This window comes from Leuconostoc kimchii IMSNU 11154 (assembly GCF_000092505.1).
GTDB lineage: Bacteria > Bacillota > Bacilli > Lactobacillales > Lactobacillaceae > Leuconostoc > Leuconostoc kimchii.
This window is the reverse complement of the sequence record NC_014136.1, coordinates 1,289,433-1,311,725: the sequence shown is the minus strand read 5'-3', so window position 1 is coordinate 1,311,725 and position 22,293 is coordinate 1,289,433. Positions and strand designations below refer to the sequence as shown.

General features: G+C 39.0%; 24 protein-coding genes. 2 read left to right on the top strand and 22 right to left on the bottom strand.

Features of this window, described 5'->3' with window-relative positions; all coding sequences use genetic code 11:
• Positions 1-56 precede the first annotated feature (56 nt).
• The 10 genes from LKI_RS07175 to LKI_RS07125 form a co-directional block, all read right to left on the bottom strand.
• Complete coding sequence (locus LKI_RS07175; RefSeq protein WP_013103472.1) at positions 57-1,907, bottom strand: DEAD/DEAH box helicase; 1,851 nt, start codon at positions 1,905-1,907, stop codon at positions 57-59.
• Positions 1,897-3,168, bottom strand: coding sequence for a hypothetical protein (locus LKI_RS07170; RefSeq protein WP_013103471.1), 1,272 nt, complete (start codon positions 3,166-3,168; stop codon positions 1,897-1,899). Before LKI_RS07170 ends, LKI_RS07175 begins: the two co-directional genes overlap by 11 nt.
• The gene (locus LKI_RS07165) at positions 3,158-6,058 is read right to left on the bottom strand and encodes a type III restriction-modification system endonuclease (protein ID WP_013103470.1); all 2,901 of its coding nucleotides are present in this window, start codon (positions 6,056-6,058) and stop codon (positions 3,158-3,160) included. The genes LKI_RS07170 and LKI_RS07165 overlap by 11 nt, the downstream gene beginning before the upstream one ends.
• 1 nt (position 6,059) lies before the next feature.
• On the bottom strand, positions 6,060-8,135 hold the full coding sequence (locus LKI_RS07160) for a site-specific DNA-methyltransferase (RefSeq protein WP_242651956.1): 2,076 nt from the start codon (positions 8,133-8,135) through the stop codon (positions 6,060-6,062).
• Positions 8,136-8,506: 371 nt separating this feature from the next.
• Entirely contained in the window at positions 8,507-8,902 is a 396-nt protein-coding gene (gene rpsI / locus LKI_RS07150) for a 30S ribosomal protein S9 (protein WP_013103467.1), read from the bottom strand.
• Positions 8,903-8,920: 18 nt separating this feature from the next.
• On the bottom strand, positions 8,921-9,364 hold the full coding sequence (rplM, locus tag LKI_RS07145; RefSeq protein ID WP_013103466.1) for a 50S ribosomal protein L13: 444 nt from the start codon (positions 9,362-9,364) through the stop codon (positions 8,921-8,923).
• 244 nt (positions 9,365-9,608) lie between these two features.
• Positions 9,609-10,379, bottom strand: coding sequence for a tRNA pseudouridine(38-40) synthase TruA (truA, locus tag LKI_RS07140; RefSeq protein ID WP_013103465.1), 771 nt, complete (start codon positions 10,377-10,379; stop codon positions 9,609-9,611).
• Positions 10,380-10,447: 68 nt separating this feature from the next.
• The gene (locus tag LKI_RS07135) at positions 10,448-11,254 is read right to left on the bottom strand and encodes an energy-coupling factor transporter transmembrane component T family protein (RefSeq protein WP_013103464.1); all 807 of its coding nucleotides are present in this window, start codon (positions 11,252-11,254) and stop codon (positions 10,448-10,450) included.
• A complete protein-coding gene (locus tag LKI_RS07130; protein WP_013103463.1) occupies positions 11,247-12,104 on the bottom strand; it encodes an energy-coupling factor transporter ATPase in 858 nt (285 codons plus the stop codon). Before LKI_RS07130 ends, LKI_RS07135 begins: the two co-directional genes overlap by 8 nt.
• Positions 12,080-12,901 carry an energy-coupling factor transporter ATPase gene (locus LKI_RS07125; protein WP_013103462.1) on the bottom strand — a complete coding sequence of 274 codons (822 nt, stop codon included), beginning with the start codon at positions 12,899-12,901 and terminating at the stop codon, positions 12,080-12,082. The genes LKI_RS07130 and LKI_RS07125 overlap by 25 nt, the downstream gene beginning before the upstream one ends.
• 186 nt (positions 12,902-13,087) lie before the next feature.
• On the opposite strand from LKI_RS07125, the gene LKI_RS07120 reads away from it, so the two are divergent.
• Together LKI_RS07120 and LKI_RS07115 are read left to right on the top strand one after the other, a co-directional pair.
• Positions 13,088-14,758, top strand: a complete 1,671-nt coding sequence (locus tag LKI_RS07120; protein ID WP_013103461.1) for an NAD(P)/FAD-dependent oxidoreductase — start codon at positions 13,088-13,090, stop codon at positions 14,756-14,758.
• A gap of 99 nt (positions 14,759-14,857) precedes the next feature.
• Positions 14,858-15,856, top strand: a complete 999-nt coding sequence (locus LKI_RS07115) for a polyprenyl synthetase family protein (RefSeq protein WP_013103460.1) — start codon at positions 14,858-14,860, stop codon at positions 15,854-15,856.
• 65 nt (positions 15,857-15,921) lie between these two features.
• Here the strand turns inward: LKI_RS07115 and rplQ are convergent, their stop codons facing one another.
• The 12 genes from rplQ to rplR all read right to left on the bottom strand — a co-directional run bounded on the left by rplQ (position 15,922) and on the right by rplR (position 22,218).
• Positions 15,922-16,305 (bottom strand): 50S ribosomal protein L17, encoded by a 384-nt coding sequence (rplQ, locus tag LKI_RS07110; RefSeq protein ID WP_013103458.1) that lies wholly within the window; start codon positions 16,303-16,305, stop codon positions 15,922-15,924.
• Between the two features lie 37 nt (positions 16,306-16,342).
• Positions 16,343-17,287 carry a DNA-directed RNA polymerase subunit alpha gene (locus LKI_RS07105; protein WP_013103457.1) on the bottom strand — a complete coding sequence of 315 codons (945 nt, stop codon included), beginning with the start codon at positions 17,285-17,287 and terminating at the stop codon, positions 16,343-16,345.
• A 46-nt stretch (positions 17,288-17,333) separates the two neighbouring features.
• Positions 17,334-17,720, bottom strand: coding sequence for a 30S ribosomal protein S11 (rpsK, locus tag LKI_RS07100; protein ID WP_013103456.1), 387 nt, complete (start codon positions 17,718-17,720; stop codon positions 17,334-17,336).
• Between the two features lie 129 nt (positions 17,721-17,849).
• A complete protein-coding gene (gene rpsM / locus LKI_RS07095) occupies positions 17,850-18,221 on the bottom strand; it encodes a 30S ribosomal protein S13 (RefSeq protein ID WP_013103455.1) in 372 nt (123 codons plus the stop codon).
• Positions 18,222-18,305: 84 nt separating this feature from the next.
• Positions 18,306-18,425, bottom strand: a complete 120-nt coding sequence (rpmJ, locus tag LKI_RS07090; RefSeq protein ID WP_002816013.1) for a 50S ribosomal protein L36 — start codon at positions 18,423-18,425, stop codon at positions 18,306-18,308.
• A gap of 45 nt (positions 18,426-18,470) precedes the next feature.
• Positions 18,471-18,686 carry a translation initiation factor IF-1 gene (gene infA / locus LKI_RS07085; protein WP_002816015.1) on the bottom strand — a complete coding sequence of 72 codons (216 nt, stop codon included), beginning with the start codon at positions 18,684-18,686 and terminating at the stop codon, positions 18,471-18,473.
• A gap of 105 nt (positions 18,687-18,791) precedes the next feature.
• Positions 18,792-19,355 carry an adenylate kinase gene (locus LKI_RS07080; protein WP_013103454.1) on the bottom strand — a complete coding sequence of 188 codons (564 nt, stop codon included), beginning with the start codon at positions 19,353-19,355 and terminating at the stop codon, positions 18,792-18,794.
• Positions 19,348-20,682: a preprotein translocase subunit SecY gene (gene secY / locus LKI_RS07075; RefSeq protein WP_013103453.1), complete on the bottom strand. Its 1,335-nt coding sequence runs from the start codon at positions 20,680-20,682 to the stop codon at positions 19,348-19,350. Before secY ends, LKI_RS07080 begins: the two co-directional genes overlap by 8 nt.
• Positions 20,682-21,116: a 50S ribosomal protein L15 gene (gene rplO / locus LKI_RS07070; RefSeq protein ID WP_013103452.1), complete on the bottom strand. Its 435-nt coding sequence runs from the start codon at positions 21,114-21,116 to the stop codon at positions 20,682-20,684. The genes secY and rplO overlap by 1 nt, the downstream gene beginning before the upstream one ends.
• Before the next feature lie 28 nt (positions 21,117-21,144).
• Positions 21,145-21,327 carry a 50S ribosomal protein L30 gene (gene rpmD, locus LKI_RS07065; RefSeq protein WP_013103451.1) on the bottom strand — a complete coding sequence of 61 codons (183 nt, stop codon included), beginning with the start codon at positions 21,325-21,327 and terminating at the stop codon, positions 21,145-21,147.
• An 11-nt stretch (positions 21,328-21,338) separates the two neighbouring features.
• Entirely contained in the window at positions 21,339-21,845 is a 507-nt protein-coding gene (rpsE, locus tag LKI_RS07060; protein WP_013103450.1) for a 30S ribosomal protein S5, read from the bottom strand.
• A gap of 19 nt (positions 21,846-21,864) precedes the next feature.
• Positions 21,865-22,218, bottom strand: coding sequence for a 50S ribosomal protein L18 (gene rplR / locus LKI_RS07055; RefSeq protein ID WP_013103449.1), 354 nt, complete (start codon positions 22,216-22,218; stop codon positions 21,865-21,867).
• Positions 22,219-22,293: the final 75 nt, after the last annotated feature.

The following is a 22,293-nucleotide window of genomic DNA, read 5'->3' as shown; positions in this document are numbered from 1 at the left end:
GTGCAGTGTTGATCGGTTTGCCACCATTTTACACGATAGCCTCTCTAAGTCTATTTTCAGGTAACAATCCTTTTCACATCATCTAAATAGTCGTCTTCAACCATTGGTAATAACATGTCACCATCAATTGCATTTAACATGATGATCTCTTTTTCTTTTAACCGTTCATAGACTTGTTGATCAATGTACCCATTGTGTGCGTGATCCCCTTCAGTCATTAAATAATAGTAGCGCGTATACTGATTATCAGGTAACCCCAAACGATGAATGCGATCACGCGATTGCAGCATAAATGTTAAATTAAAATTATATTCAAAGTAGACAGCGTCATGTACTGTTTGGTGCAAAGAAATTGATTCACCTAACGTTGCTGGGTTAGAAATCAGTACAGGTACATTCCCGTCGCGAAAATTATTAATTAACCCAACCCGTGATTCTTTTGGTGTATCACCATAAACCAAGTTAGCCTCAATACCCGATTCAAGTAATTCTCGCTGGACTTTACGCATAGTACCAACAAACATACCCCACACAATGACTTTCTTCCCTTCAGCAACCAACTTTCTTATCAAGGACATCCCCGCATCGAATTTTGGTGTTCGCATTGTTTCAACATCCATATCAAGATATAATCGTTGTCTAGCTTGCCTTTCCTCTTCTGTGTCAAGTGCTTGATTAAATGAAAAATTAACTTCATCAAACAAAAAGCCTAGGTTGTTCAAATCAACTTTTTCAATCAGCAAAGCCGGATTAGTGGATGCTTGCAATAATCTGATATAACGGCTCAAAACGTTATTCTCAACAGCATGAATGACTTTAGCCAGTTCAATTTGTTCTAAGCTTGGCATAATCGTCAATATTTTGTCTGCTTCGGCTGGTGGAACTTGTAAATCTTGTTTGTTTGTCCGCCAAAAAAAAGGCTGCATTTTATCATTAATTTCAGCAACATTTGGACTATCCAAATCACCAACTTGCCAGCCAAAATAAGTATTATATTCATTATCATACAATAGGTGCAAAAAGTTATAAACATCTTTGTACGAGTTGGGTATGGGTGTGCCAGTTAGGACATAACGGTAGCGTGCTTGCTGTCCTAATTGCAAAGCATTTTGCGCGCGTTTGCCACTTGGATTTTTGATTCGATGCACCTCATCAAACACAACCATAGTTTTATCATCGATCAAACCATTTAGTGTCGTTAATTTCCAACCCTGCAAGGACTCATAATTGATGACAATCACATCAGCAATACCCCAATCAGTGCGAACCCTGCCAATATCAACATAGTCTTTCAAATTCATAAAGTGCAGTGCCCGCTTATCGCCAAATACTGCCTGATATTCTGTTCGCCAAGCTTCAAAGGCATTTAATGGTGCAATGACTAATAACTTATTCACTTCATCTATTTCTAGGGCACTTAAATATGCAAAAGTCCCATACATCATAGCTGTTTTGCCAGCACCCGGAACGCTAAAATTTGCCGCACGTTTCATCATAGTTAAAAAGAAACTCGCTTGAATTTGCTGAGGTTTTAAAGGACGTGTGATTTCTCGATTAACAATCGTCACAAAATGTGATAATTCTGCTTGCCACCTCTCATCGTACGATTTAATCGTCATGCCTACAATTTTTTGTTCGTTAATGGCATAACGATTTTGCGCAATAAAAGCTTTGATTTCATGATCAATTTCTAGTTCAACATCTAACCTAGCGTTAAGCTTATCAATCAATTCGGTTAATTGCACATAAGTTAAGTCTGATGATAATATTTTAGCGTCAAAATCTATGAAATACGTTACATATCGGTCAAGCAACCGCTGCATTCTTCGTGTCGTTAAACTACCTTTATCATTGTCTACTAATCGAACAATCGAGCCTTCTTTAATCAATTTTGGATTATAACTCATCTTCGTATACACCAATTAAATCACTACTAACAAGATTGATTTTAACCAACATATCGCGAATTTCTTCAATTTGATCCCTACTAAAATTGTTAAAATGTAAGTTCCCTGTTAGGCCACCACCGCGGTGCATATCTTGTAATGTATTAAGCGTCTCTTTCACATCACCAATGAAATTATCAACATTTTTACCACGATTTTGACGATTAACTGTTGTAACGTATGTTTCATTGAGTTCGCGTAACTCTGGTGTAGCACTATCCAAACGTTTTCGAAAATCAGCTGCTGTTTTAATTGGCTCTACTTCAAGTTTATCACGCAAGTGTTCAACAATATCTTCAACTTGATTATTATACTCATCATTGTTGGCCGTGTCCATCACGTTATTAACGTAATCACGTACCTCACGAACTGTATCGCCCCCTGTTGAGATCATCTTACTTAACAGAGCAAATGCCGTTTCTTTAGTTTGACTGTATTTTGGTCCTGCATTCTGAAAATATTTTTGCAATTTTTTTACTAATTCATAGAGCGGGTTATACAATTTAACGTCTTTAATCAAATAGTAAGCATTGTCTGGCGCATTGATAAACACCAAAAAATCATGTATTAATTCGACTGTTGCCAAACGATCTTCGACGTCTTTAACTTTCAAGTTAGATTCTTTTGCATAGTCATTTACTGTCATCAGCTCATCAATAATAATTGTATTATACGCATCCACCGATAAGTCCACGGGATCATACTGTAGCTTATCTTCGACACCCATTTGAATTGCTAATTCTAAGCGCTTAATTTGGGCACGCTGTGCTTTCGCGTCATACGTAAACGGCAAAATTACTGCTTCAAAATACTGTGTTGTGCCGAGTTCATCAGCCAATTGACGTAATGCCGTAAAGCGACGATTACCATCAATAATGCGACCATCTTGCAAGACATAACCATAAACCTGTTGTGATTTATCTTTAATCGATTTTTTTGTCTTTTTTAAAGCTGTTGGGTTATCTTCTTCTATAAATTGGGCAATTTTATCATTATAGTCAGCCCCTGTTTCATCACTATGGGGCGTTATATCACCATATTCACGCTTTATTTGCGTAGCAATACGACCGTTTTCATCGTTATAATACAAATATTTTAGCGGAATACGATACACTTCTAACATACTATCCGTGACATCAGGGAGTGTTGTTGGTAATTTTGGTTTAGCACCAGTAAATGCAATATCACCGTTTGCCACCAATGCCCTTAAATCAGTTGTCATGCTCTACCCCCTGTAATTTAGAATAAACATCTTGAGCTGTCTCAGCCTGTGTATAAGCAACTTGTTTGTCTTCTAACGAACCAAAATACTTTTTTTGAATTTCAATAATTTGCGCATCGCTAATACGTTTACCCGATCCTTCTGCCTTCGTTTCAACCAACAAGTACACATGCTTGTTATCACCTTTTTCCACCACATACACAAAATCTGGCGTGGTTGTGCCACCCATATATTTCGGCACTTGAATCGCCTTACGTGGTAACTTACCAAACGCCGTTACCTTGGATTCGTAACCACGCTTCAATAGTTCTTTTTCGGGTATAGCCGAATCAAAACGTAGTGGTGGCGTCTCGTAAAGTTGGCGCGCATCATCAATCACATCTTTGTCTTCATTCACACCAATCATTGTTGCTAAAATATCATTCTTGAAGTCATCTGCTTGTACATCAAAAATTGTTGTACTTGCTTGAAAATCAAGCGCCTGGTAATCATAACTTTGTGCATATTTCATTTCGAAACGTTGCTTAAAATCACGATCCAAATTACTCAAAGTCACTTCGTTAAGATACATCGTATCGCCATCATGTTGAAGTTTTAAAGCAATAGCAAGACTAGCATGCAGTAAACTAACTTTCACTTTTGTTAATCGCGCTAACTTTTGTAAAAATTCACCATAGCGCATACCTGATAATGGCCTGCGACTATCATACGTTGCCGTGCGTTCACGAAGGCGCATACCGCCATTCCCGTCATCATAATATATTTCATTTTCAACAGTTTCAGGGTATTGTAAGGCGAAGTTAGCCATGTTTTGCATGACTTCATCAACCAATAACTGCATAGCATCATCTGAGATATGTTCAAATTCCAGCATATAGCGATTCGCAAATCTTTCCCATAAGTCGCGCATTTTGTTCCAATTTTCTTTGTTCAATTTAATGCGCATTTTTGAAGTTGGTCCACCGGTAGTAATAGCTCCAGGTCTGACTTGCGTTTCTTCAATTTCAGGATACAGCGATTTAATTTTTTCAAATCCACCTTCCCTATACTTACCAGAGAAACTAATAATACCCGCTTCACCAAGCTGTTCTTTGAGTAATTCTTCGCTTAGTTCAGGATGCGCTTTAAGAATAATTTTAACAGTCTGTTCATCTAATAATTCATTATCCAAAATAATCTCAACATCCGCATTGACTTCACCAACTAGTTTATTAGCAAAATCGCGCTCATCATAACCAATCAAGAACTTCAAGCGTGATGGCATTTCTTCTTGCAGTAAACGATGACCATTTTCATCAACTGGTAAACGCAACCCACGTCCCACTTCTTGAATTTTAGAATTTTCCGAACCTGACGTACGCAGCTTTGCAATTAAAAAGACGTTAGGATTATCCCACCCTTCACGCAATGTCCATTTTGAGAACAAGAAACGGCGTGTCAACCAGTTACCTTGTGCATCCTTAAATGATAACAACTTTTCTTTATTGCGCAAAATATCATCAACTTGTTGTTTGATTTGCTCTTCACCCGATAAATTATCTTGTCCAAAATAACCCGCATGCACATCTGTGGTTAAATTGACCAATGTTGCACGTAAAAATGACAAGTATTCTTGTTCACGTGGCAGTTTTTTGAGCGTAAATTCGCGAATTAATCCCTCAACCTTGCGTTTTAATAGTTTTTCAAATATTTCTTTTAGCCAGCCATGCTCATCACGATAAGACGCAATCGAATCTATGAAGAACAATGACAAGGTTTTCACTTTCGCTTGATAGTCATTTTCACGCCTAAAATTTGTCCATTCCGTTTCAAAATGTTTATCAATAGCGTCACGAATGATTAATTCCTGGTATGAATTAGTCATAGTCGATGGCAAAAACGCCATCCCTTTTTTAAGTTCTAAACCACTGGATAATACCTTTGACCCTTTGTAGGTTATATCGCCATCAAAACCAATATCATCACCAGCGTTAATGGTACGCTTTGTTGTACCATGTTTTAATACTAACTGCTTAACTGTTACAGATTCAACAACATATTTATCCTCGGCTTGTTCTGGCGTAATATTAGGATAGGAAATATCAATACCCTTAATTAATCCCTCATTAAATGAACGAACAGCATTCAAATTATATTGTGGCTTTTTTCGATAGTAATCTGTTATCTCTTTGGCAGCTTTACCCTTACCAACTGTAATCTTTGGAAACGTTGCCCCAAAGCGGATAATCATTTGTGGTTGTGTCGCTTCAATTGCTTTGTAATTAGCCTTGTCACGTGGAAAACGGTGTGGTTCGTCCACTAATATAATTGGACACACTGCCTGCAGAGCATCTAAAGGTCTGGTCAACCCTGATAGTAATGTTTGATCATAGTCTTTGACCATTGATTTACTGTTTAGCATGCCTGCATTAATCAGCAATACTTCAATAGTATTGCTATTCAAACGATTGCCTTCCACAAAGTTCAAGAGACTTGCTGGCATGTTATGACGCCCTGATTTTGCTTTGAAATCACCGGCATTAATCACGTTTAAATTAATGCGACTATTTTCATAGTACTGCCCGAAATGCTGTTTGGCATAATCCGCTGCAATAAAATTTTTCCATCCTTCTTTGATAGCTGGACTTGGCACCACGATGATGAACTTAAACAAACCATATTTTTGATGCAACTCGTACATAGCACGTACACCAACATATGTTTTACCTGTTCCCGTTTCCATTTTGATGTCAATATTAGTCGATTCGTTACCGCACCCTTTGATAATGGGGTTGGCGTACGTGTAATCTTTGTTAGGGTTTTTACTGTTTTCATCGATGCCATAAAATGCATCGTCGATGGCTTTTACAGCTTCTTGCTGATGGGGAAGTTCTTCTAATAAAATTTTCATTCTAATATCTCACAAGTAAACTAACGTTACTTTCAAGCTGATTTAATGCAATCTCAAGTTCACGTAGGCTTTCCATATTTAGTTCATAACCATATACCACAACTGTTTGCACGACAAGTTGATTAGTTCCTATCATATTGACAAGCGCTTTGGTATTGTTAGCTTCCCAACCCTTGTTAATAATATAGACACGTGTTCCATCGACATACGGCGCTATGTACCCCGAAAAATCAACATCTCTACGCGCAACATCAAAGCGATACCCGTCAGACACTAACCATGTCTGTAAAATAGTATCTAGTCCAGTAGCACCACCAGCAACATCGAGCGTTTGACTAGAAAAAGACGTTACCATATCATCGAACAGATCAAGTTTCAGGTTATCGGAATACTCTAACTTATCAAGCAGTTCAACAGTTGGTGAGACAATGTTATAGTGTTTGAATCCTGATGTATCACCAATTTTCTTCGCAGATCGTTTGATACGCTCACGGGAAATCTCATCAATAGTTTTATATCCTGACTTATAAGCTGCACTTGTTTCAGAAAGATATTCAGGTAGTTGAACCATCATATATTTACGATTACCACCATCTTCCTGGTTGAGTTGCATTACGGCGTCAGCTGTTGTGGCTGACCCCGCAAAAAAGTCAAGAATATGGGCATTTTTATTATTAAAAATAGTAACAATATATTTAATCAAACTTGTTGGTTTTGGAGTATCAAAAATTTTTTCACCAAATAACTCAACTATTTCTGTTGCTGCTGAATTATTTATCCCTGCACTCTCAACTAAAGATCCAACCTTTCTTAACTTTCCGGATGCTAATCTTTCATTCAAGAAAACTTTTTGTACAGGCGCTGATTTCCCATTTTTTCCAAAAATAATCCGCCCGTCATCAATTCGTCTTTTTATTTCTTCAGCATTGAAAACCCAGTACCTTCCACGAGATGGCAAATATTTTTGACCATTAATAGGATTTTCTATTTCAAAGTAGGGACCTTCATGATTCGCTGTTAACGCCATTGTTTTCCAAGGTCCACGCTGATCATTATCCGGATTGTCATACCCATCTGTTCGAATAGGTAATCCTAATTTGTCTTCTATTAGTACTTGATTCTTCGCAAAAATTAATAAGTAGTCATGTACGCTGGGGATATTTCCCATATTATTAGGAGCATTTTTTCGTTTAACCACACTATCTGCAACAAAGCTCCCCTCTCCAAACACTTCATCCATAAGCAGTTTGAGGTTAGCTTGCTCATTATCATCAATTGACACGAAAATCACGCCGGTATCTTTTAACAATTTCTTAGCCAAGTATAAACGTGGATACATAAATGTCAACCAAGCCGAATGCGTCGCTTTACCCTGAATGGACTTAAGTCGCCTGAGCTCATCATCATTTAAACCAAACATGTTTTTAAGTTGATCATCCCCATACTCAAACTTATCTGGGTAAACGAATCCATCTGATCCTGTGTTATAAGGCGGATCAATATAAATAAAGTCCACACTATTTTGATAATTAGCCTGCAAGTGACGCAAAACCTCTAAGTTATCGCCAGTGAAGAAAAGGTTATGAGAATTAGCATTCTCTGGCTTACTGTTATGTTCTTGGTCTGGCACTATGACGGTCGATGGGCGTTCGCCAGATTGCTGACGTGCATAGTTTTTTCCAATAAAATTCAATTGGTTCCCATTCGATAATTCAGCCTGAACATTGTTGGCAGCAAATTGTTGCTTAAATTTATCCCAATCAAAAAAACCAGATTCAATCAGCTGACCGTTCTCATTGAGACGATCAGCTGTAAAGAATTCTGGCAATTTATTTTTTAAGTCACTTAAAAAGGCAGTGTTTGCTTCAACACTGTCATTATATTCTAAATTAGATCGTAACCCCTGCTCTGCTCTGCTCTGCTCTGCTCTGCTCTGCTCTGCTCTGCTCTGCTCTGCTCTGCTCTGCTCTGCTCTGCTCTGCTCTGCTCTGCTCTGCTCTGCTCTGCTCTGCTCTGCTCTGCTCTGCTCTGCTCTGCTCTGCTCTGCTCTGCTCCATGATTGTACACCCGTTTTCATTTTTTAAAACATATTTACAAAAACTTAAAACATATTTACGAAAAATGGCGAACACATACACATTCACCACTCAACGCCTTCATTATATTTTAACAAAAATTACTATAATATTAAAGGTAGCATTTTATATTACTACTCACTTATTGAATAACCTTAGTTATTCTCATTCAAAATTAACACTTTTGTCGACGTGAACTTACGACATTTCACGTCCCAAATTGAATAAATCTTGGGTTTTTTTACTACTTATATCCGTTACCTGATTCAAAAAAGAAACAAATTGTTTTCATCAATAATGACATCTCTCACATAGAGACAACAAAAAAAGCCCGCCACAGCGGACTTTAAAGCCATATTCAAAATTACAAATATTAACGCTTTGAGAATTGTGAAGCCTTACGAGCCTTCTTCAAACCTGGCTTCTTACGTTCCTTCATACGTGAGTCACGAGTCAACAAACCTGCTGCCTTCAATGCTGCACGGAAATCAGGATCAACTGTCAACAACGCACGAGCGATACCGTGACGTGTTGCACCAGCTTGACCAGAATAACCACCACCAATAACGTTTACTAATACATCGTAGTTACCCAATGTTTCAGTAATGTTAAATGGTTGCAAAACAACTTCACGCAAGTTAGCGAAAGGAATGTATTCTTCGATTGACTTGCCGTTCATTGTGATTTGGCCATTACCTGGAACCAAACGCACACGAGCAACTGAGTTCTTACGACGGCCTGTGCCGGCATATTGTACTGCTGTAGCCATAATTTAGATTCTCCTTTCTTAAATCAACGTGTTGATGTCTAGTGCTTCAGGCTTTTGTGCTGCATGACCATGTTCTGATGCGGCAAACACGTGCAAGTTCAAGCCTTGCTTACGACCCAAAGTGTTCTTTGGCAACATACCGTGTATTGATAATTCAAGTAACTTTTCAGGGTTGAATTCACGATAGTTTCCAGCTGTACGAGCCTTCAAGCCACCTGGGTGGTTTGAATGATGGTAATAAACTTTATCAGTAGCTTTCTTACCAGTCAATTTAACTTCGCTAGCATTGATGATGATAACATGGTCGCCCATGTCAACGTTTGGTGTAAACGTTGGCTTATTCTTTCCACGTAAAATTGAAGCAACTACTGTTGAAAGGCGTCCTAATACGACGTCTTTGGCATCAATAATATACCACTTCTTTTCGATTTCACCTGGTTTTGCTAAAAATGTTGTACGCATGTTTGCGCTCCTTTGATTAGTTGTTTACAGGCGTGACCGTTCCTTGTCACGCAAATACAATAAGTTTCCGGGGCTTATCGTGAGGTAAACAATACCGTTTACAATCTTACCTAAAATATGTCGTTTTGTCAATGGTTTTAGCTCAATTTAATTGTTAACGATTTGTTTATTGACGCCGTTTGCGTTTAGTAACACACCAGTTGATTGGAACGCCAAATAAAAATCTGATGTGTCCTCTAATTTATCATGAATTATAATAAATTTGATCTAAATATAGCCCACTAGCCGGTGCTGTGAAACGTGCTTGTTCTCGATCTTTAACCGTAATCAAACGTAAAATATCATGTACATCACGTCGCCCATTACCAATTTCTAGTAACACGCCAACCATGATACGAATTTGGTTATATAAGAAAGCATTACCTTCAAAAGTAAATACTAATTCCTGGTCATCAGGCTTAATTGTCACATCTGCACGTGTAATTGTTCGAATTGTTGTCGCAGTTTGATTGCCCGATGCTGCGAAACTTGCAAAATCATGTTCACCTAACAAGTCGGGTAATGCAGATTTAATACGCTCGATATCCAAATGCCATTGAAAATGGCCTGTATACTGCCGTTTAAAAGGATCAGTAAAATCTTGCGTAGACACACGATAAATGTAGCGCTTGGCATGGGTATTAAACCGCGCATGAAAATCTGGTGTAACTTTATCGACTTGCTTAATGAGCATATCCCTTGGTAACAGCGTATTAAGTCCCTTACGGACACCATTTTCATTAATATCGAACGGCAAATCAAAATGAACGACTTGCCCAAAAGCATGTACACCCGTATCCGTTCGAGAAGCGCCGACCACTTTAATAGGTTCTGTTGGGTTTTTGGCCATCTGGTTTACTGCCTTCGTAAGTTCGCCTTGTACAGTACGTTGTCGTTCAATACCATTCTTCGTCTGAACCTGAAAACCAAAAAAACCTGACCCGTCATAAGATACTATCGCCTTATATCTTGGCATATTATTTAAAAATGCGGCACAAATTTTTGTGCCTCTCCTTCATTATTACTGCGTATGTATTAAAAACATTAGCCTGGTATGACGACTTTAATAATAGAAAAAATAACAACAAAGCCACCAAGCGCCAAAAATGCGACTTGATCTATTTTTTGGTAGCTCAGAACGCGATACTTTGTTCGTTGTACAGCATCCTTGAAACCACGCACCTCCATCGCATTTGCCAAATCTAGCGCACGTTGCAATGCACCCACAAACAGTGGAATCAGTAGTGGGATAATTGCCTTTGCACGTTTGACTGGGCCACCTGTGGAAAAGCTCATACCACGTGATTTCTGAGCGTTCATAATCTTTTGCGTTTCATCCATTAGCAACGGTACAAATCGTAATGCAATCGCTAGCATCAACGACAATTCTGCAACAGGCACACCAATTTTTTTAAACGGGCTTAATAAAGACTCTAACGCATTAGCAATACTTGTTGGTGGTGTTGTTAACGTCAAAATGGTTGACATTAGAATGATTAACACAAACCGCACCATAACATAAACTGCGTTTAAAATACCTGGCACTGTGACACGCAATGGTCCCATGCTAAATAGCACAGGCGTCCCGGGTGTAAATAATAGTTGCAGAATAACTGTGAATAAAATTAACCAAAAAATAGGTTTTAACCCATCCCAATAAAGCTTAAATGGCTGACCAGTTAGTCTCACTAACCCGATAACAAATAACGTTGCCCACGCATAAGTCTGCCAATTATTAGCCCATAGCATCACTAAAATATAAACAAACGTGACAATCATTTTTGTGCGTGGGTCTAAACGATGAACCCACGAATATCCTGGCACAAAACGGCCAATCATAATATTATTCATGACCTATCTCCTGATTAATTAATTCAGCCAGTTCAGTTAAATCTAGGGGACGGCGTGACAGTACTACCCCATTTTCTTTAAGTTTTTCCGCTAATTGGCCTGCTTTTGGTAAATCTAATTTCATCGTTTGAAACCAAGAAAGTTCTCGATTAAACAGTTGGCGCGGTGTTTCTTTAGCCACGACACGGCCCTCATTCATCACAACTACCTGATCCGCCACTGCCACAACATGATCCATTTGATGTGAAATAAAAATAATTGTTTTTCCGAGATTTTTTAGTTCTAAAACAATAGACAATAGTTCGGCTTGCCCTTTAGGGTCTAAACCAGCTGCTGGTTCATCCATGACCACAACACTTGGATTACTTGCCAACGTGCCTGCCATAGCAACACGACGCATTTGACCACCAGATAGTTCAAATGGTGACTTTCCCCACAAATCTTCTGATACACCCACACGCTTTAATGCCCGCGCCGCATCCGATTTTGCAGCTTCCTTTGTTTCCCCAAAATTAAGTGGTGCATACATGACATCTTCTAACACAGTATTCGCAAATAACTGATTTTCCGGAAATTGAAACACAATGCCAACTTTTTGTCTCAAGTTAACTAATTCTTTTTCTTTAGTGCTAGCAGTTAATTCAAAATCATCAATCCTAATCTGACCACTGGTGGGCTTTAATAAGCCATTGATGTGTTGAATTAACGTCGACTTTCCCGATCCTGTTTGTCCCACAATTGCAGTCACCTTACCGGTTGGCATGTCAACCGTGATGTCGTGTAAAACACTTTGAGCCAAAGTCGTACCAGCGCCATAACTAAAATTTACTTGTTCAAATGTGATAGCCACTGTATTAATTCTCTCTCATCTAAATAACTTTTAGGTTTCGTATCCAATTTTTCCACTAATTCGCCAGCAAAAGGCAACTCTAAGCCATTATGGTGTATGATATCATATTGACTAAACACACTTGCCGGTGTGCCATCTAGTATCAATTGCCCATCATTAATCACAACCACACGATCTGCTAAAATAGCCTCGTCCATATCGTGTGTGATAGTAACAAGCGTTATATCACGGCCAAAACGGGATTTAAGATCCTGAAGTGTACGCATTATCGTTGCACGACCATCTGGATCAAGCATAGCCATAGCTTCATCTAAAATAATGATTTTAGGCTGTAATGCCAGTACACTAGCTAATGCGACACGCTGCTTTTGCCCACCAGATAACATGTGGGGTTCTCGATCTTTAAAATCTAACATGCCAACAATGGACAGCGCCTCGTCAATCATACGTGGCATTTCAATACTCGGTGTCTGCTTATTTTCCAAACCAAATGCGACATCGTCGGCGACTGTTGCCCCAACAAATTGATTATCCGGGTTTTGGAAAACCATACCAATTTGTTCACGAACATGATGTACTGTATCAACAGTCAGTCGTTCACCAAAAACATCAATATTTCCGGAATTTGCCGCAATCAATCCTAAAATCAGTTTTGCCAGCGTCGATTTCCCAGAACCATTATGACCCACTAAAGCAACCCATTGGCCAGAATCGATTTCTAAATTAAAACCATCAAATAGAACTTGGTCATCATTATAATTATATTTTAAATTGTCAATTTTAATCGCTTGAGTCATTAGTCCTTATTTTATCACAGGTACCCCATTTAGCCTACAGTTAATTTAGGCCCTCTACTTTATATTCAATAGCAATTTCACAAAGAAATATTATGATAAACCCTTTTAAAATAACGATAATTAGTCTATAATTAAATAGATATTTCACAATAATATTAGACAATTCACAAAAGGAAGAAAATAGTCATGGCAGAAAAAAATATTGTCATCGTTGGCGCTGGCTTCGGTGGTGTATTTGCAGCAAAAACATTGTCAAAGAAATTAAAATCACATAAGGAATACAATGTTATTTTAATTGATAAGCATTCATACTTCACATACATGACCGAATTGCACGAAGTCGCCTCACAACGTGTAACGCCTAAACACGTACAAGAAGACTTGGAGCACCTCTTCTATCAAGATAAAAATGTCAAGTTACTAACTGCCGAAGTTAATGGCATTGACAAAGACGCCAAGATTGTCAAAACAACTCATGGCGATATTGATTATGAAAAATTAATTTTAGCAGTTGGTGGCCAATCAAATGATTTTGGTACACCAGGCGTTAAGGAATATGGTTTTGAGCTATGGTCAATGGAAGAATCCTTGCAAATTCGTAACCATATTGAAAACATTATTGGGCAAGGTGCTGCCGAACTTGATCCTGCCAAGCGTGAACAATTACTCACCATTGCTGTCGTTGGTTCTGGTTTTACTGGCGCCGAATTGATGGGTGAATTCATTGAGCAACGTCGCGTACTTGCCAAAACATATAAATTAGATGAGTCTGAAATTAAACTGGTATTATTAGAAGCTTCCCCTTCTATCTTGAACATGTTAAAAGATAGAAACTTGGCGGACAAAGCATTCAAATACATGACAGACAATGGCGTTGATATTCGCCTAGGTGCTATGGTTACTGGTGTTAATGAAGATGGCGTTATTTTTAAAGATAACACAACCTTACCTACAAAGTCACTCATATGGACTGCTGGTGTCAAAGCAAAATCATTCATTTCTGATTGGGGATTCAAATACGGTCGTGGTGGTCGTATTGAAGCCGATGATTATATGCGTGCTACATTAGAAAATGATGAACCAGCAAAAGATATTTATGTTGCCGGTGACACATTGTCTTATGTGGACGAAAAAACAGGCCCAGTTCCTCAAACCGTTGAAGGAGCCGAGAGTGCTGCTCGTGCTGCCGCCAACAACATCTTAGCTGATCTTGGTTTCGGTAAATCTAAAACTTTTGCTGAAGCTGTCAGTTATCATGGTTTTGCAGTCTCAATTGGCTCTCAATATACCGTTGCAAGTTTGATGGGCTTAAACTTTTCTGGCTTCTTCGCTAGTATTGCAAAACATGGGATTAATCTCTTCTTTTATTCTCAAATACGATCAATGTATTCTATTTTCCATTATTTGATGGATGAGTTCTTCCGTACTGAAAACGGACGTAATCCTTTTAAGGGTGCAATTTCTCGTCTTGGCAATGTGTTGTGGTCTACACCACTACGTATTTTCTTGGGTCTTTTCTGGATTCTTGCTGCAGTGGGTCAATTAGGTAGTTTAAATGATCTTTTCTGGCAACATGGCCTTTTGAGTTTTATTGAAATCATAACAGGTGCAGGAATCTTAATAGGCCTAATGACATGGCCATTAGCAGCGGTTAGTGTCATACTAACAGTTGTTGCTTGGTCAACTAACGGGTTCGACTTGACACATTGGTTCTTAATTCTATCAAGTATTGCCGTTATGAATGGCTCTGGCCGTGGTTTTGGGCTTGACTTCTATGTTGTTCCCCTTCTGCAAAAGTTATTCGGTGGTCTTTGGTATGGTAAAGCAAAATCAGTATATGATGAATTAGATAAATAAGTTATAATAAAAAGGTGCGAGGTTACTTATGATCGCACTTTGTACATATTACATGTATACATAATGATTTATACATGGGAGAAGTAGAGAAATTAAACAATGTCAACGCGTAATTTACCTAAAATATGGGAAACTTTCCCTGAATTATCAGAACCACTTCAAAGTATTTTAACTGAAATGTCTTCTAGTTGGCATATTGGTTTTGAGGAAATCGATCATGCTATTCGATCTCAATTGAATGCTGGCAAGCTTGTCCGTCCAGCATTAACCTTAATATTTTCTCGTTTAACAAGTGAGTCTTATAATCAAAGCGCTATTTCACTTGGAGCAAGTGTGGAACTGCTCCATTTGGCGACATTGATTCATGATGATATTATTGATGAATCAAAACTGCGACGTGGACATGAAAGCATTCAAAGCCAGTTTGGTAAAGATACCGCCGTTTATGCAGGTGACTACCTCTTAACAGGCATGTTTTCTTTACTAGAACGTGCAGATAAACCAGCTGCAAATAAGCTTGCCTTAACAGCCTTACAAGAAATTTTATTTGGAGAGTTACTTCAAAAGCAAAATCGATATAACATTGATACAACCTTCTCAGCTTATTTTTCTCAAATTAAGGGTAAAACTGCTGCCTTGTTTAAACTAAGTGCTACTTTTGGATTAGTTAGTGGTACAGATTATAGCGATGAATTGTTTTCAACAGTAAGCCACCTTGGTGAAAATATTGGTATTACATTTCAACTACTTGATGATTACCTCGACTTTGAATCAACTAAAGAAAGTTTGGCATTAGGCAAACCAATCGGCCAAGATATTAGGAACGGTATTTACACAGCTCCTATATTATTTGCACTAGATGACACTAGTGTGAACACAGAAATTAAAACGCTATTGTTGAAACGTGATGCTATTTCAAACGAAGAACTTACCATACTACACAACTTGATCACAAGTAGTAACGCAATAACTAAACTAAAAGCGCTCCTTACTGAATACAGCGATTCGCTGAAAGATTTAATCACTTCATTACCTAATACTCAAATTCAGGAACAACTTGAACATCTTAGCCAACTGCTATTAACTCGTAATGCGTAATTGTATTTAAAAAGACCGTTGCATTTTTCAATGCAACGGTCTTTTTAAATACAATGTAATAATAATTAATCAACAAGTTCCAAGATGACCAATTGAGCAGCATCGCCACGACGTTGGACAGTCTTGAGAATTCGTGTATAACCACCATTACGTTCGGCAAAACGTGGGGTAACATCGTCAAACAACTTTTGTAAAGCTGATTGTACTTTCACGTTGTCGCCGTCTTCGATAACGTCCGCAACTTCGTTACGAACAAAGGCAGCAGCTTGACGACGAGCAGCCAAGTCACCACGCTTACCTAATGTAATCATCTTATCTGTAGTCTTACGAACTTCTTTAGCGCGGGCTTCTGTAGTAGTGATACGTCCGTTGATCAAAAGATCTGTGGTCAAATCACGCAACATTGCTTTACGTTGTGAAGATGTACGACCCAACTTACGATATGGCATTGGTGAATCCTCCTTTTTAGTAATTTAAAGACATGTGTTAATCTTCCTTGCGAAATCCTATACCCATTTCGGTAAGTTTTTCTTGGATCTCATCAAGTGATTTCCGACCGAGATTACGCACCTTCATCATGTCGGCTTCAGTGCGATCTGTCAACTCTACAATAGTGTTGATACCGGCCCGTTTGAGACAATTATAAGAACGAACTGACAAATCTAAGTCCTCAATCGGCGCAGAATCTGAGGCATTAGTAGCCACAGGTTCTGCTTCGACCATAACACTAGCCTCAGCCGCGACTGGAGAAATGTCCATGAACAAGTTCAAATGTTCAGCCAAGATTTTTGAACCAAGGCTTAAAGCATCACTAGGTTTAATTGAACCATTAGTCCAAATATCAAAAGTGAGTTTATCATAATCATCACGTGAACCTACACGTGTATTTTCTACATGGTAGTTCACACGCTCGATAGGCGTATAAATAGAGTCAACTGCTAAAACACCAATAGGCATTTCGTCACGCAATTGCTTATTTTCATCTGCAGATGAATAGCCACGCCCTTTAACTGCTGTAACAGTCATGTGTAGTGACTTTCCTGCTGCTACGGTAGCAAGATGCAAATCCGGATTTAAAATCTCAACATCAGCACCTGCTTGCAAATCTGCAGCAGTGACATCAGCAGGTCCTTGAACATCAATTTCAAGGCTACGCTCATCATCTGAATCAATAGCCAACACAACTTTTTTAAGATTCAAAATAATTTGTGTGACATCTTCAACTACGCCATCCACAGTTGAAAACTCGTGAACAACGCCATCAATTTGAACCGTGTTAACGGCTGCACCTGGAAGCGATGATAACAAAATACGACGCAGTGAGTTACCAAGCGTTGTACCGTATCCACGCTCAAGAGGCTCTACGACAAATTTGCCATAGCGGTCATCCTCTTCGATGTTATGAATATTTGGCTTTTCAAATTCAATCATCTGTAATTCTTACCCCTTCTTTCAAAGCAAGAGCAATGAAAATCAATTAAACACGACGACGCTTTGGTGGGCGTGATCCGTTGTGGGGAACAGGGGTAACATCTTTAATTGATGTTACTTCCAAGCCAGCTGCAGCCAAAGCACGGATAGCTGATTCACGACCAGAACCTGGTCCCTTAACAGTTACCGCAACAGTGCTCATGTTCATTTCCTTAGCACTCTTTGCTGCTGCTTCTGCCGCCATTTGAGCAGCGAATGGTGTTGACTTACGACTTCCCTTGAAGCCCAATGCACCAGCTGATGACCAAGCAACAGCATTGCCTTGAACATCAGTAATCATGACGATAGTGTTGTTGAATGTTGAATGGATGTGAGCTACACCGGCTTCAATATTCTTTTTTACACGACGCTTACGCGTTGTACGTGCTGCCATAATATTTGCCTCCTTTTCAATACTTTTCGTATAATTTCTCGGGCTAATTACTTAGCCAACATTACGCAACTATGGTTGCGATAATCATGTGCCATATCGATTAGGATACAACAGAGAAAAATAATTAAATTACTTTCTCTTACCAGCAATTGCTTTAGCTGGGCCTTTACGTGTACGAGCGTTGTTTTTCGTGTTTTGTCCACGAACTGGCAACCCCTTACGATGACGAATGCCACGGTATGATGCGATTTCTTGCAATCCCTTGATATCCAACGATACCTTACGACGCAAGTCACCTTCAAGTTGTAAGTTCAACTTATCAACTGTTGCACGAATGGCGTCTTCTTGATCTGCTGAAAGATCACGAACACGAACGTCTTCAGAGACGCCAGCTTCAACCAATACTTTTTGTGCAGTAGTATTACCGATTCCGTAGATGTAAGTTAAGCCAATGACAATACGCTTGTCACGTGGCAAATCAATACCTGCTATACGAGCCATAACAATTTACCTCCTATTTATATTTTGAAAACGACAATTATGTCTATTTACAATCATTTCTATTTGTGTAATGTACACTGAAATTTACTTTCCAGCGCGTTGCTTGTGCTTAGGGTTAGCTGAGCAAATAATCATAGTGCGACCATTCCGCTTGATAACACGGCAAGCATCACACATCTTTTTAACTGATGGGCGTACTTTCATAATCTATTCCTCCTATTCGGTTAACTGATTATTCCAAATCACTTCTTAACGGAAACGATAAGTAATACGACCTTTTGTTAAGTCGTATGGTGACATTTCGACTGTGACACGATCACCTGGCAAGATTCGAATAAAATTCTTACGAATTTTACCTGAAACATGCGCTAAAATAACCGCGCCATTTTCGAGTTCTACTTGGAACATCGCGTTAGGTAAAGTTTCTTTAACTTTACCTTCTATTTCAATGACATCGTTGGCCATGCACTTACCCTCCTGTGCTAATAATGTTCAACATTGCTGATAAGTGCTTAACCTATCAAATTATACCAGATAAACTAGTACTTCTCAATGTGATTTTAGAAACTTTTATAAAGTATCCAAAACCTTTTTGACATCACGATACACCTCAGTAAGTTCACGTCCGCCATTGATTGTGTGCAGTACACCTGCTTTTTGATAATAATCTACCAATGGCAGGTTAGCTGCTTTATTGACAACCAATCGGTTATCAATAACTTCAGGTGTATCATCCTCGCGTCCACGTCCCAAAAGGCGTTCGCGCAATAATGAGTCAGAAACTTCAAAATAAAGTGTTGCAGAAACTGAACTACCATTTTCTTTTAAATAACTATCCAAAAATTCTGCTTGTGCTTCATTACGGGGGTAACCATCTAACATAAATCCAGCAGTTTTAACATCCGCTTGACTTAGACGTTCCGCAACCATTGCATTTGTAACTTCATCTGGCACTAAGTTACCAGCATCCATATACGTACGTGCTTTCTGACCCAATTCAGTATTATCAGTCAAGTTAGCCCGAAAAATATCCCCTGTAGAAATATGCACATTCGGATAGTCCTTAACAATAAAGTCTGCTTGTGTGCCTTTACCAGCACCAGGCAAACCCAATAAAATTAAATTTTTAGTCATTAGTTGTCTCCCGCGTTTCTGACTGCTTTTTTGTAATAAATCCGATATAATTCCGCTTCTGCATTAAGCCATCAATTTGACGAATTAAATCTAAAGCAACACCAATCGCAATTAGCAAACTTGTGCCGCCAAGACCTATCTTCTCATTTAATCCCCAAATGTTTGAAGCAATCAAAGGAACCAATGCCACAAATCCTAAGAAAATTGAACCGACAAAGCTCAAATTTAAGAGTAGTTGCGAAACAAATGATTTCGTTTCATCTCCTGGACGTACACCAACAATGTAGGCCCCTTGCTTTTGTAAGTTTTCTGATAACTTCTCAGGATTGACTTGTACAAAAGCATAAAAGTAGGTGAAGACGATAATTAATACAGTATAAAGAATGGCACCTGGTAGCGTTGTCATACTAAATATTTGCTGCAAAATTTGATACCAATTAGCTGACGCATACTTTTCTTGGAACGCCATCATAATTGTTTGCGGCGTACTAATAAATGATGATGCGAAAATAACTGGTATAACACCAGAAACATTCACTTTCAATGGTAAATAAGCTTCACTACCATATGATGTTGCAGATCGCGTATATTGCATTTGTAAACGTCGAGTGGCTTCATAAAACCATGTTGTAATGGCAATGACCAATAGCATTGCTATTATAAGCACAACCATAAATACAACGCCGTTTACTAAATCACTCGATCCAGCTTGTAAAATGTTTTCCTTGAAAATTTCATACAAGCCTTCTGGTGCTTGTGCAATAATCCCTGCAAAAATAATCATAGAAACACCGTTTCCTAGACCTTTTTCAGTAATCATTTCACCCAACCACATGGCAAAGAATGTTCCAATTGTCATGACCGTACCGATCACAACGAAAGACATTGCATTGTTTGTTTGGCTAACTAATCCATAAGCAGAAAGAGAGTTAAATCCCGCTGTAATACCTACAGACTGAACAAAAGCAAGCACAAGTGTTAACCATCGTGTGGCGTTGTTCAACTTTCGCCGGCCAACTTCACCCTGCTTACTCCATTCAACAAAGCGTGGCACGATATCTAATTGCAAAAGTTGCACAACAATTTGTGCCGTCACGTATGGTGAAACACCCATTGCAAACAATGAATAATTCATCAAGCCACCACCTGAAAAGATGTTTAAAATACTCATCAATCCAGAGTTAGCCATATTCGACATAGCTGAAGGATTAACACCTGGCACAGTAATGTGTGTCCCAATTCTATAAATAAACAGAATCAAGAGTGTCCAACCTAGCTTTTTGCGAATATCTTTTTCACGTACTGCATTAAATAACGTGCGTAGCATTAAAGTACCTCAGCTGATCCACCGGCTTGTTCAATAGCTGCCTTAGCAGTGCTTGAAAACTTATGTGCTTTAACGGTTAACTTCTTCTCAAGCTTACCAACAGCCAATACTTTAATACCTGACTTTTGATTTTTAACAATACGGTTTTCAATCAAAAGTGCTGGTGTAATTTCTGTGCCATCCGCGAAAACGTTTAACTTTTCTAAGTTAACAACAGCAAATTCCTTACGTGAAATATTAGTAAATCCACGCTTTGGAATACGACGATACAAAGGCATTTGACCACCTTCAAATCCCAAACGCACTTTGCCACGAGCCTTTTGACCCTTTTGACCACGTCCGGATGTTTTACCGTTTCCTGATGACGTACCGCGACCTACACGGTTACGTAACTTGCGTGAACCTTCTGCAGGTTGTAATTCGTTCAAGTTCATCTTTCGGTACCTCCTATTTTAATAGTTATTACTTTACTTCTTCAACGCTTACTAAGTGTGCAATATGGAAAATTGCACCACGAGTAGCTTCGTTGTTAGGCTTCACCACTGAGCTAGACACACGACCAAGTCCAAGTGACTTAACAATCGTACGTTGCTTAGGTAAGCGATGAGCCGCACTCTTAATCAAAGTGATTTTTAAATCAGCCATTTTATCGCTCCTTATTCAGCTAAGTGTTCCAAAGAAACACCACGCAAAGCTGCTACTTGTTCGGCATCCTTTAAGCTTGTCAAAGCATCAAAAGTTGCACGAACGACGTTCACTGGCGTAGCTGAACCGAGTGACTTTGCAGTCACATCAGCAATACCGGCTAGTTCCATAACAGAACGTGCAGCACCACCGGCAGCAACACCAGAACCTTCTTCGGCTGGCTTAATCAAAATTTTGCCGCCGCCCCATACGCCAAGGACGTCGTGAGGAATAGTTGTAGAAACTGTAGGAACAGTGATCAACTTACGCTTAGCATCCTCGATAGCTTTACGGATAGCTTCAGGAACTTCCTGTGCCTTACCAGTACCAAAACCAACATGCCCTTGTTTGTCACCTACGACAACCAACGCTGCGAAACGCAAACGACGACCACCCTTGACAACTTTTGTGACACGGTTAATAGCAACAACGTTTTCTTCTAATTCACCAAGTGCTTTAGGGTTAACGAATTCAACCATTTTTATATTCCTCCTTCCCTTAGAAATTCAAGCCGTTTTCACGGGCTGATTCTGCCAATGCTTGAACACGACCATGGTACAAGTAGCCACCACGATCAAAGATAACATCTTCTAATCCTGCAGCTTTACCACGAGTAGCGATCAATTCACCAACTTTAGTAGCTTGTTCTGTTTTTGAGCCTGATACTTCTGCATCATGGCTTGAGGCACTTGCTAGCGTTACACCCGCTACGTCATCAATTAATTGCGCGTAGATGTTTGCATTAGAACGGAATACGTTCAAACGTGGGCGAGCAGCAGTACCAGAAATCTTACCGCGCACGCGCTTATGGCGCTTTACGCGAAGCTTGTTTTTATCTGGTTTTGAAATCATAGCTGTGCTTTCCTTTTCTGATGGCCTATGCCATTTTAAATTTGTTATTTGTGAAAAAAAACTGTAATACATCGT

Coding starts and splice junctions, on each gene's coding strand:
- LKI_RS07175 (WP_013103472.1), bottom strand. CDS start 1,907: ATGAGTTATAATCCAAAATTGATTAAAGAAGGCTCGATTGTTCGATTA.
- LKI_RS07170 (WP_013103471.1), bottom strand. CDS start 3,168: ATGACAACTGATTTAAGGGCATTGGTGGCAAACGGTGATATTGCATTT.
- LKI_RS07165 (WP_013103470.1), bottom strand. CDS start 6,058: ATGAAAATTTTATTAGAAGAACTTCCCCATCAGCAAGAAGCTGTAAAA.
- LKI_RS07160 (WP_242651956.1), bottom strand. CDS start 8,135: ATGAAAACGGGTGTACAATCATGGAGCAGAGCAGAGCAGAGCAGAGCA.
- rpsI (WP_013103467.1), bottom strand. CDS start 8,902: ATGGCTACAGCAGTACAATATGCCGGCACAGGCCGTCGTAAGAACTCA.
- rplM (WP_013103466.1), bottom strand. CDS start 9,364: ATGCGTACAACATTTTTAGCAAAACCAGGTGAAATCGAAAAGAAGTGG.
- truA (WP_013103465.1), bottom strand. CDS start 10,379: ATGCCAAGATATAAGGCGATAGTATCTTATGACGGGTCAGGTTTTTTT.
- LKI_RS07135 (WP_013103464.1), bottom strand. CDS start 11,254: ATGAATAATATTATGATTGGCCGTTTTGTGCCAGGATATTCGTGGGTT.
- LKI_RS07125 (WP_013103462.1), bottom strand. CDS start 12,901: ATGACTCAAGCGATTAAAATTGACAATTTAAAATATAATTATAATGAT.
- LKI_RS07120 (WP_013103461.1), top strand. CDS start 13,088: ATGGCAGAAAAAAATATTGTCATCGTTGGCGCTGGCTTCGGTGGTGTA.
- LKI_RS07115 (WP_013103460.1), top strand. CDS start 14,858: ATGTCAACGCGTAATTTACCTAAAATATGGGAAACTTTCCCTGAATTA.
- rplQ (WP_013103458.1), bottom strand. CDS start 16,305: ATGCCATATCGTAAGTTGGGTCGTACATCTTCACAACGTAAAGCAATG.
- LKI_RS07105 (WP_013103457.1), bottom strand. CDS start 17,287: ATGATTGAATTTGAAAAGCCAAATATTCATAACATCGAAGAGGATGAC.
- rpsK (WP_013103456.1), bottom strand. CDS start 17,720: ATGGCAGCACGTACAACGCGTAAGCGTCGTGTAAAAAAGAATATTGAA.
- rpsM (WP_013103455.1), bottom strand. CDS start 18,221: ATGGCTCGTATAGCAGGTATTGATTTGCCACGTGACAAGCGTATTGTC.
- rpmJ (WP_002816013.1), bottom strand. CDS start 18,425: ATGAAAGTACGCCCATCAGTTAAAAAGATGTGTGATGCTTGCCGTGTT.
- infA (WP_002816015.1), bottom strand. CDS start 18,686: ATGGCCAACGATGTCATTGAAATAGAAGGTAAAGTTAAAGAAACTTTA.
- LKI_RS07080 (WP_013103454.1), bottom strand. CDS start 19,355: ATGACTAAAAATTTAATTTTATTGGGTTTGCCTGGTGCTGGTAAAGGC.
- secY (WP_013103453.1), bottom strand. CDS start 20,682: ATGCTACGCACGTTATTTAATGCAGTACGTGAAAAAGATATTCGCAAA.
- rplO (WP_013103452.1), bottom strand. CDS start 21,116: ATGAACTTGAACGAATTACAACCTGCAGAAGGTTCACGCAAGTTACGT.
- rpmD (WP_013103451.1), bottom strand. CDS start 21,327: ATGGCTGATTTAAAAATCACTTTGATTAAGAGTGCGGCTCATCGCTTA.
- rpsE (WP_013103450.1), bottom strand. CDS start 21,845: ATGGTTGAATTCGTTAACCCTAAAGCACTTGGTGAATTAGAAGAAAAC.
- rplR (WP_013103449.1), bottom strand. CDS start 22,218: ATGATTTCAAAACCAGATAAAAACAAGCTTCGCGTAAAGCGCCATAAG.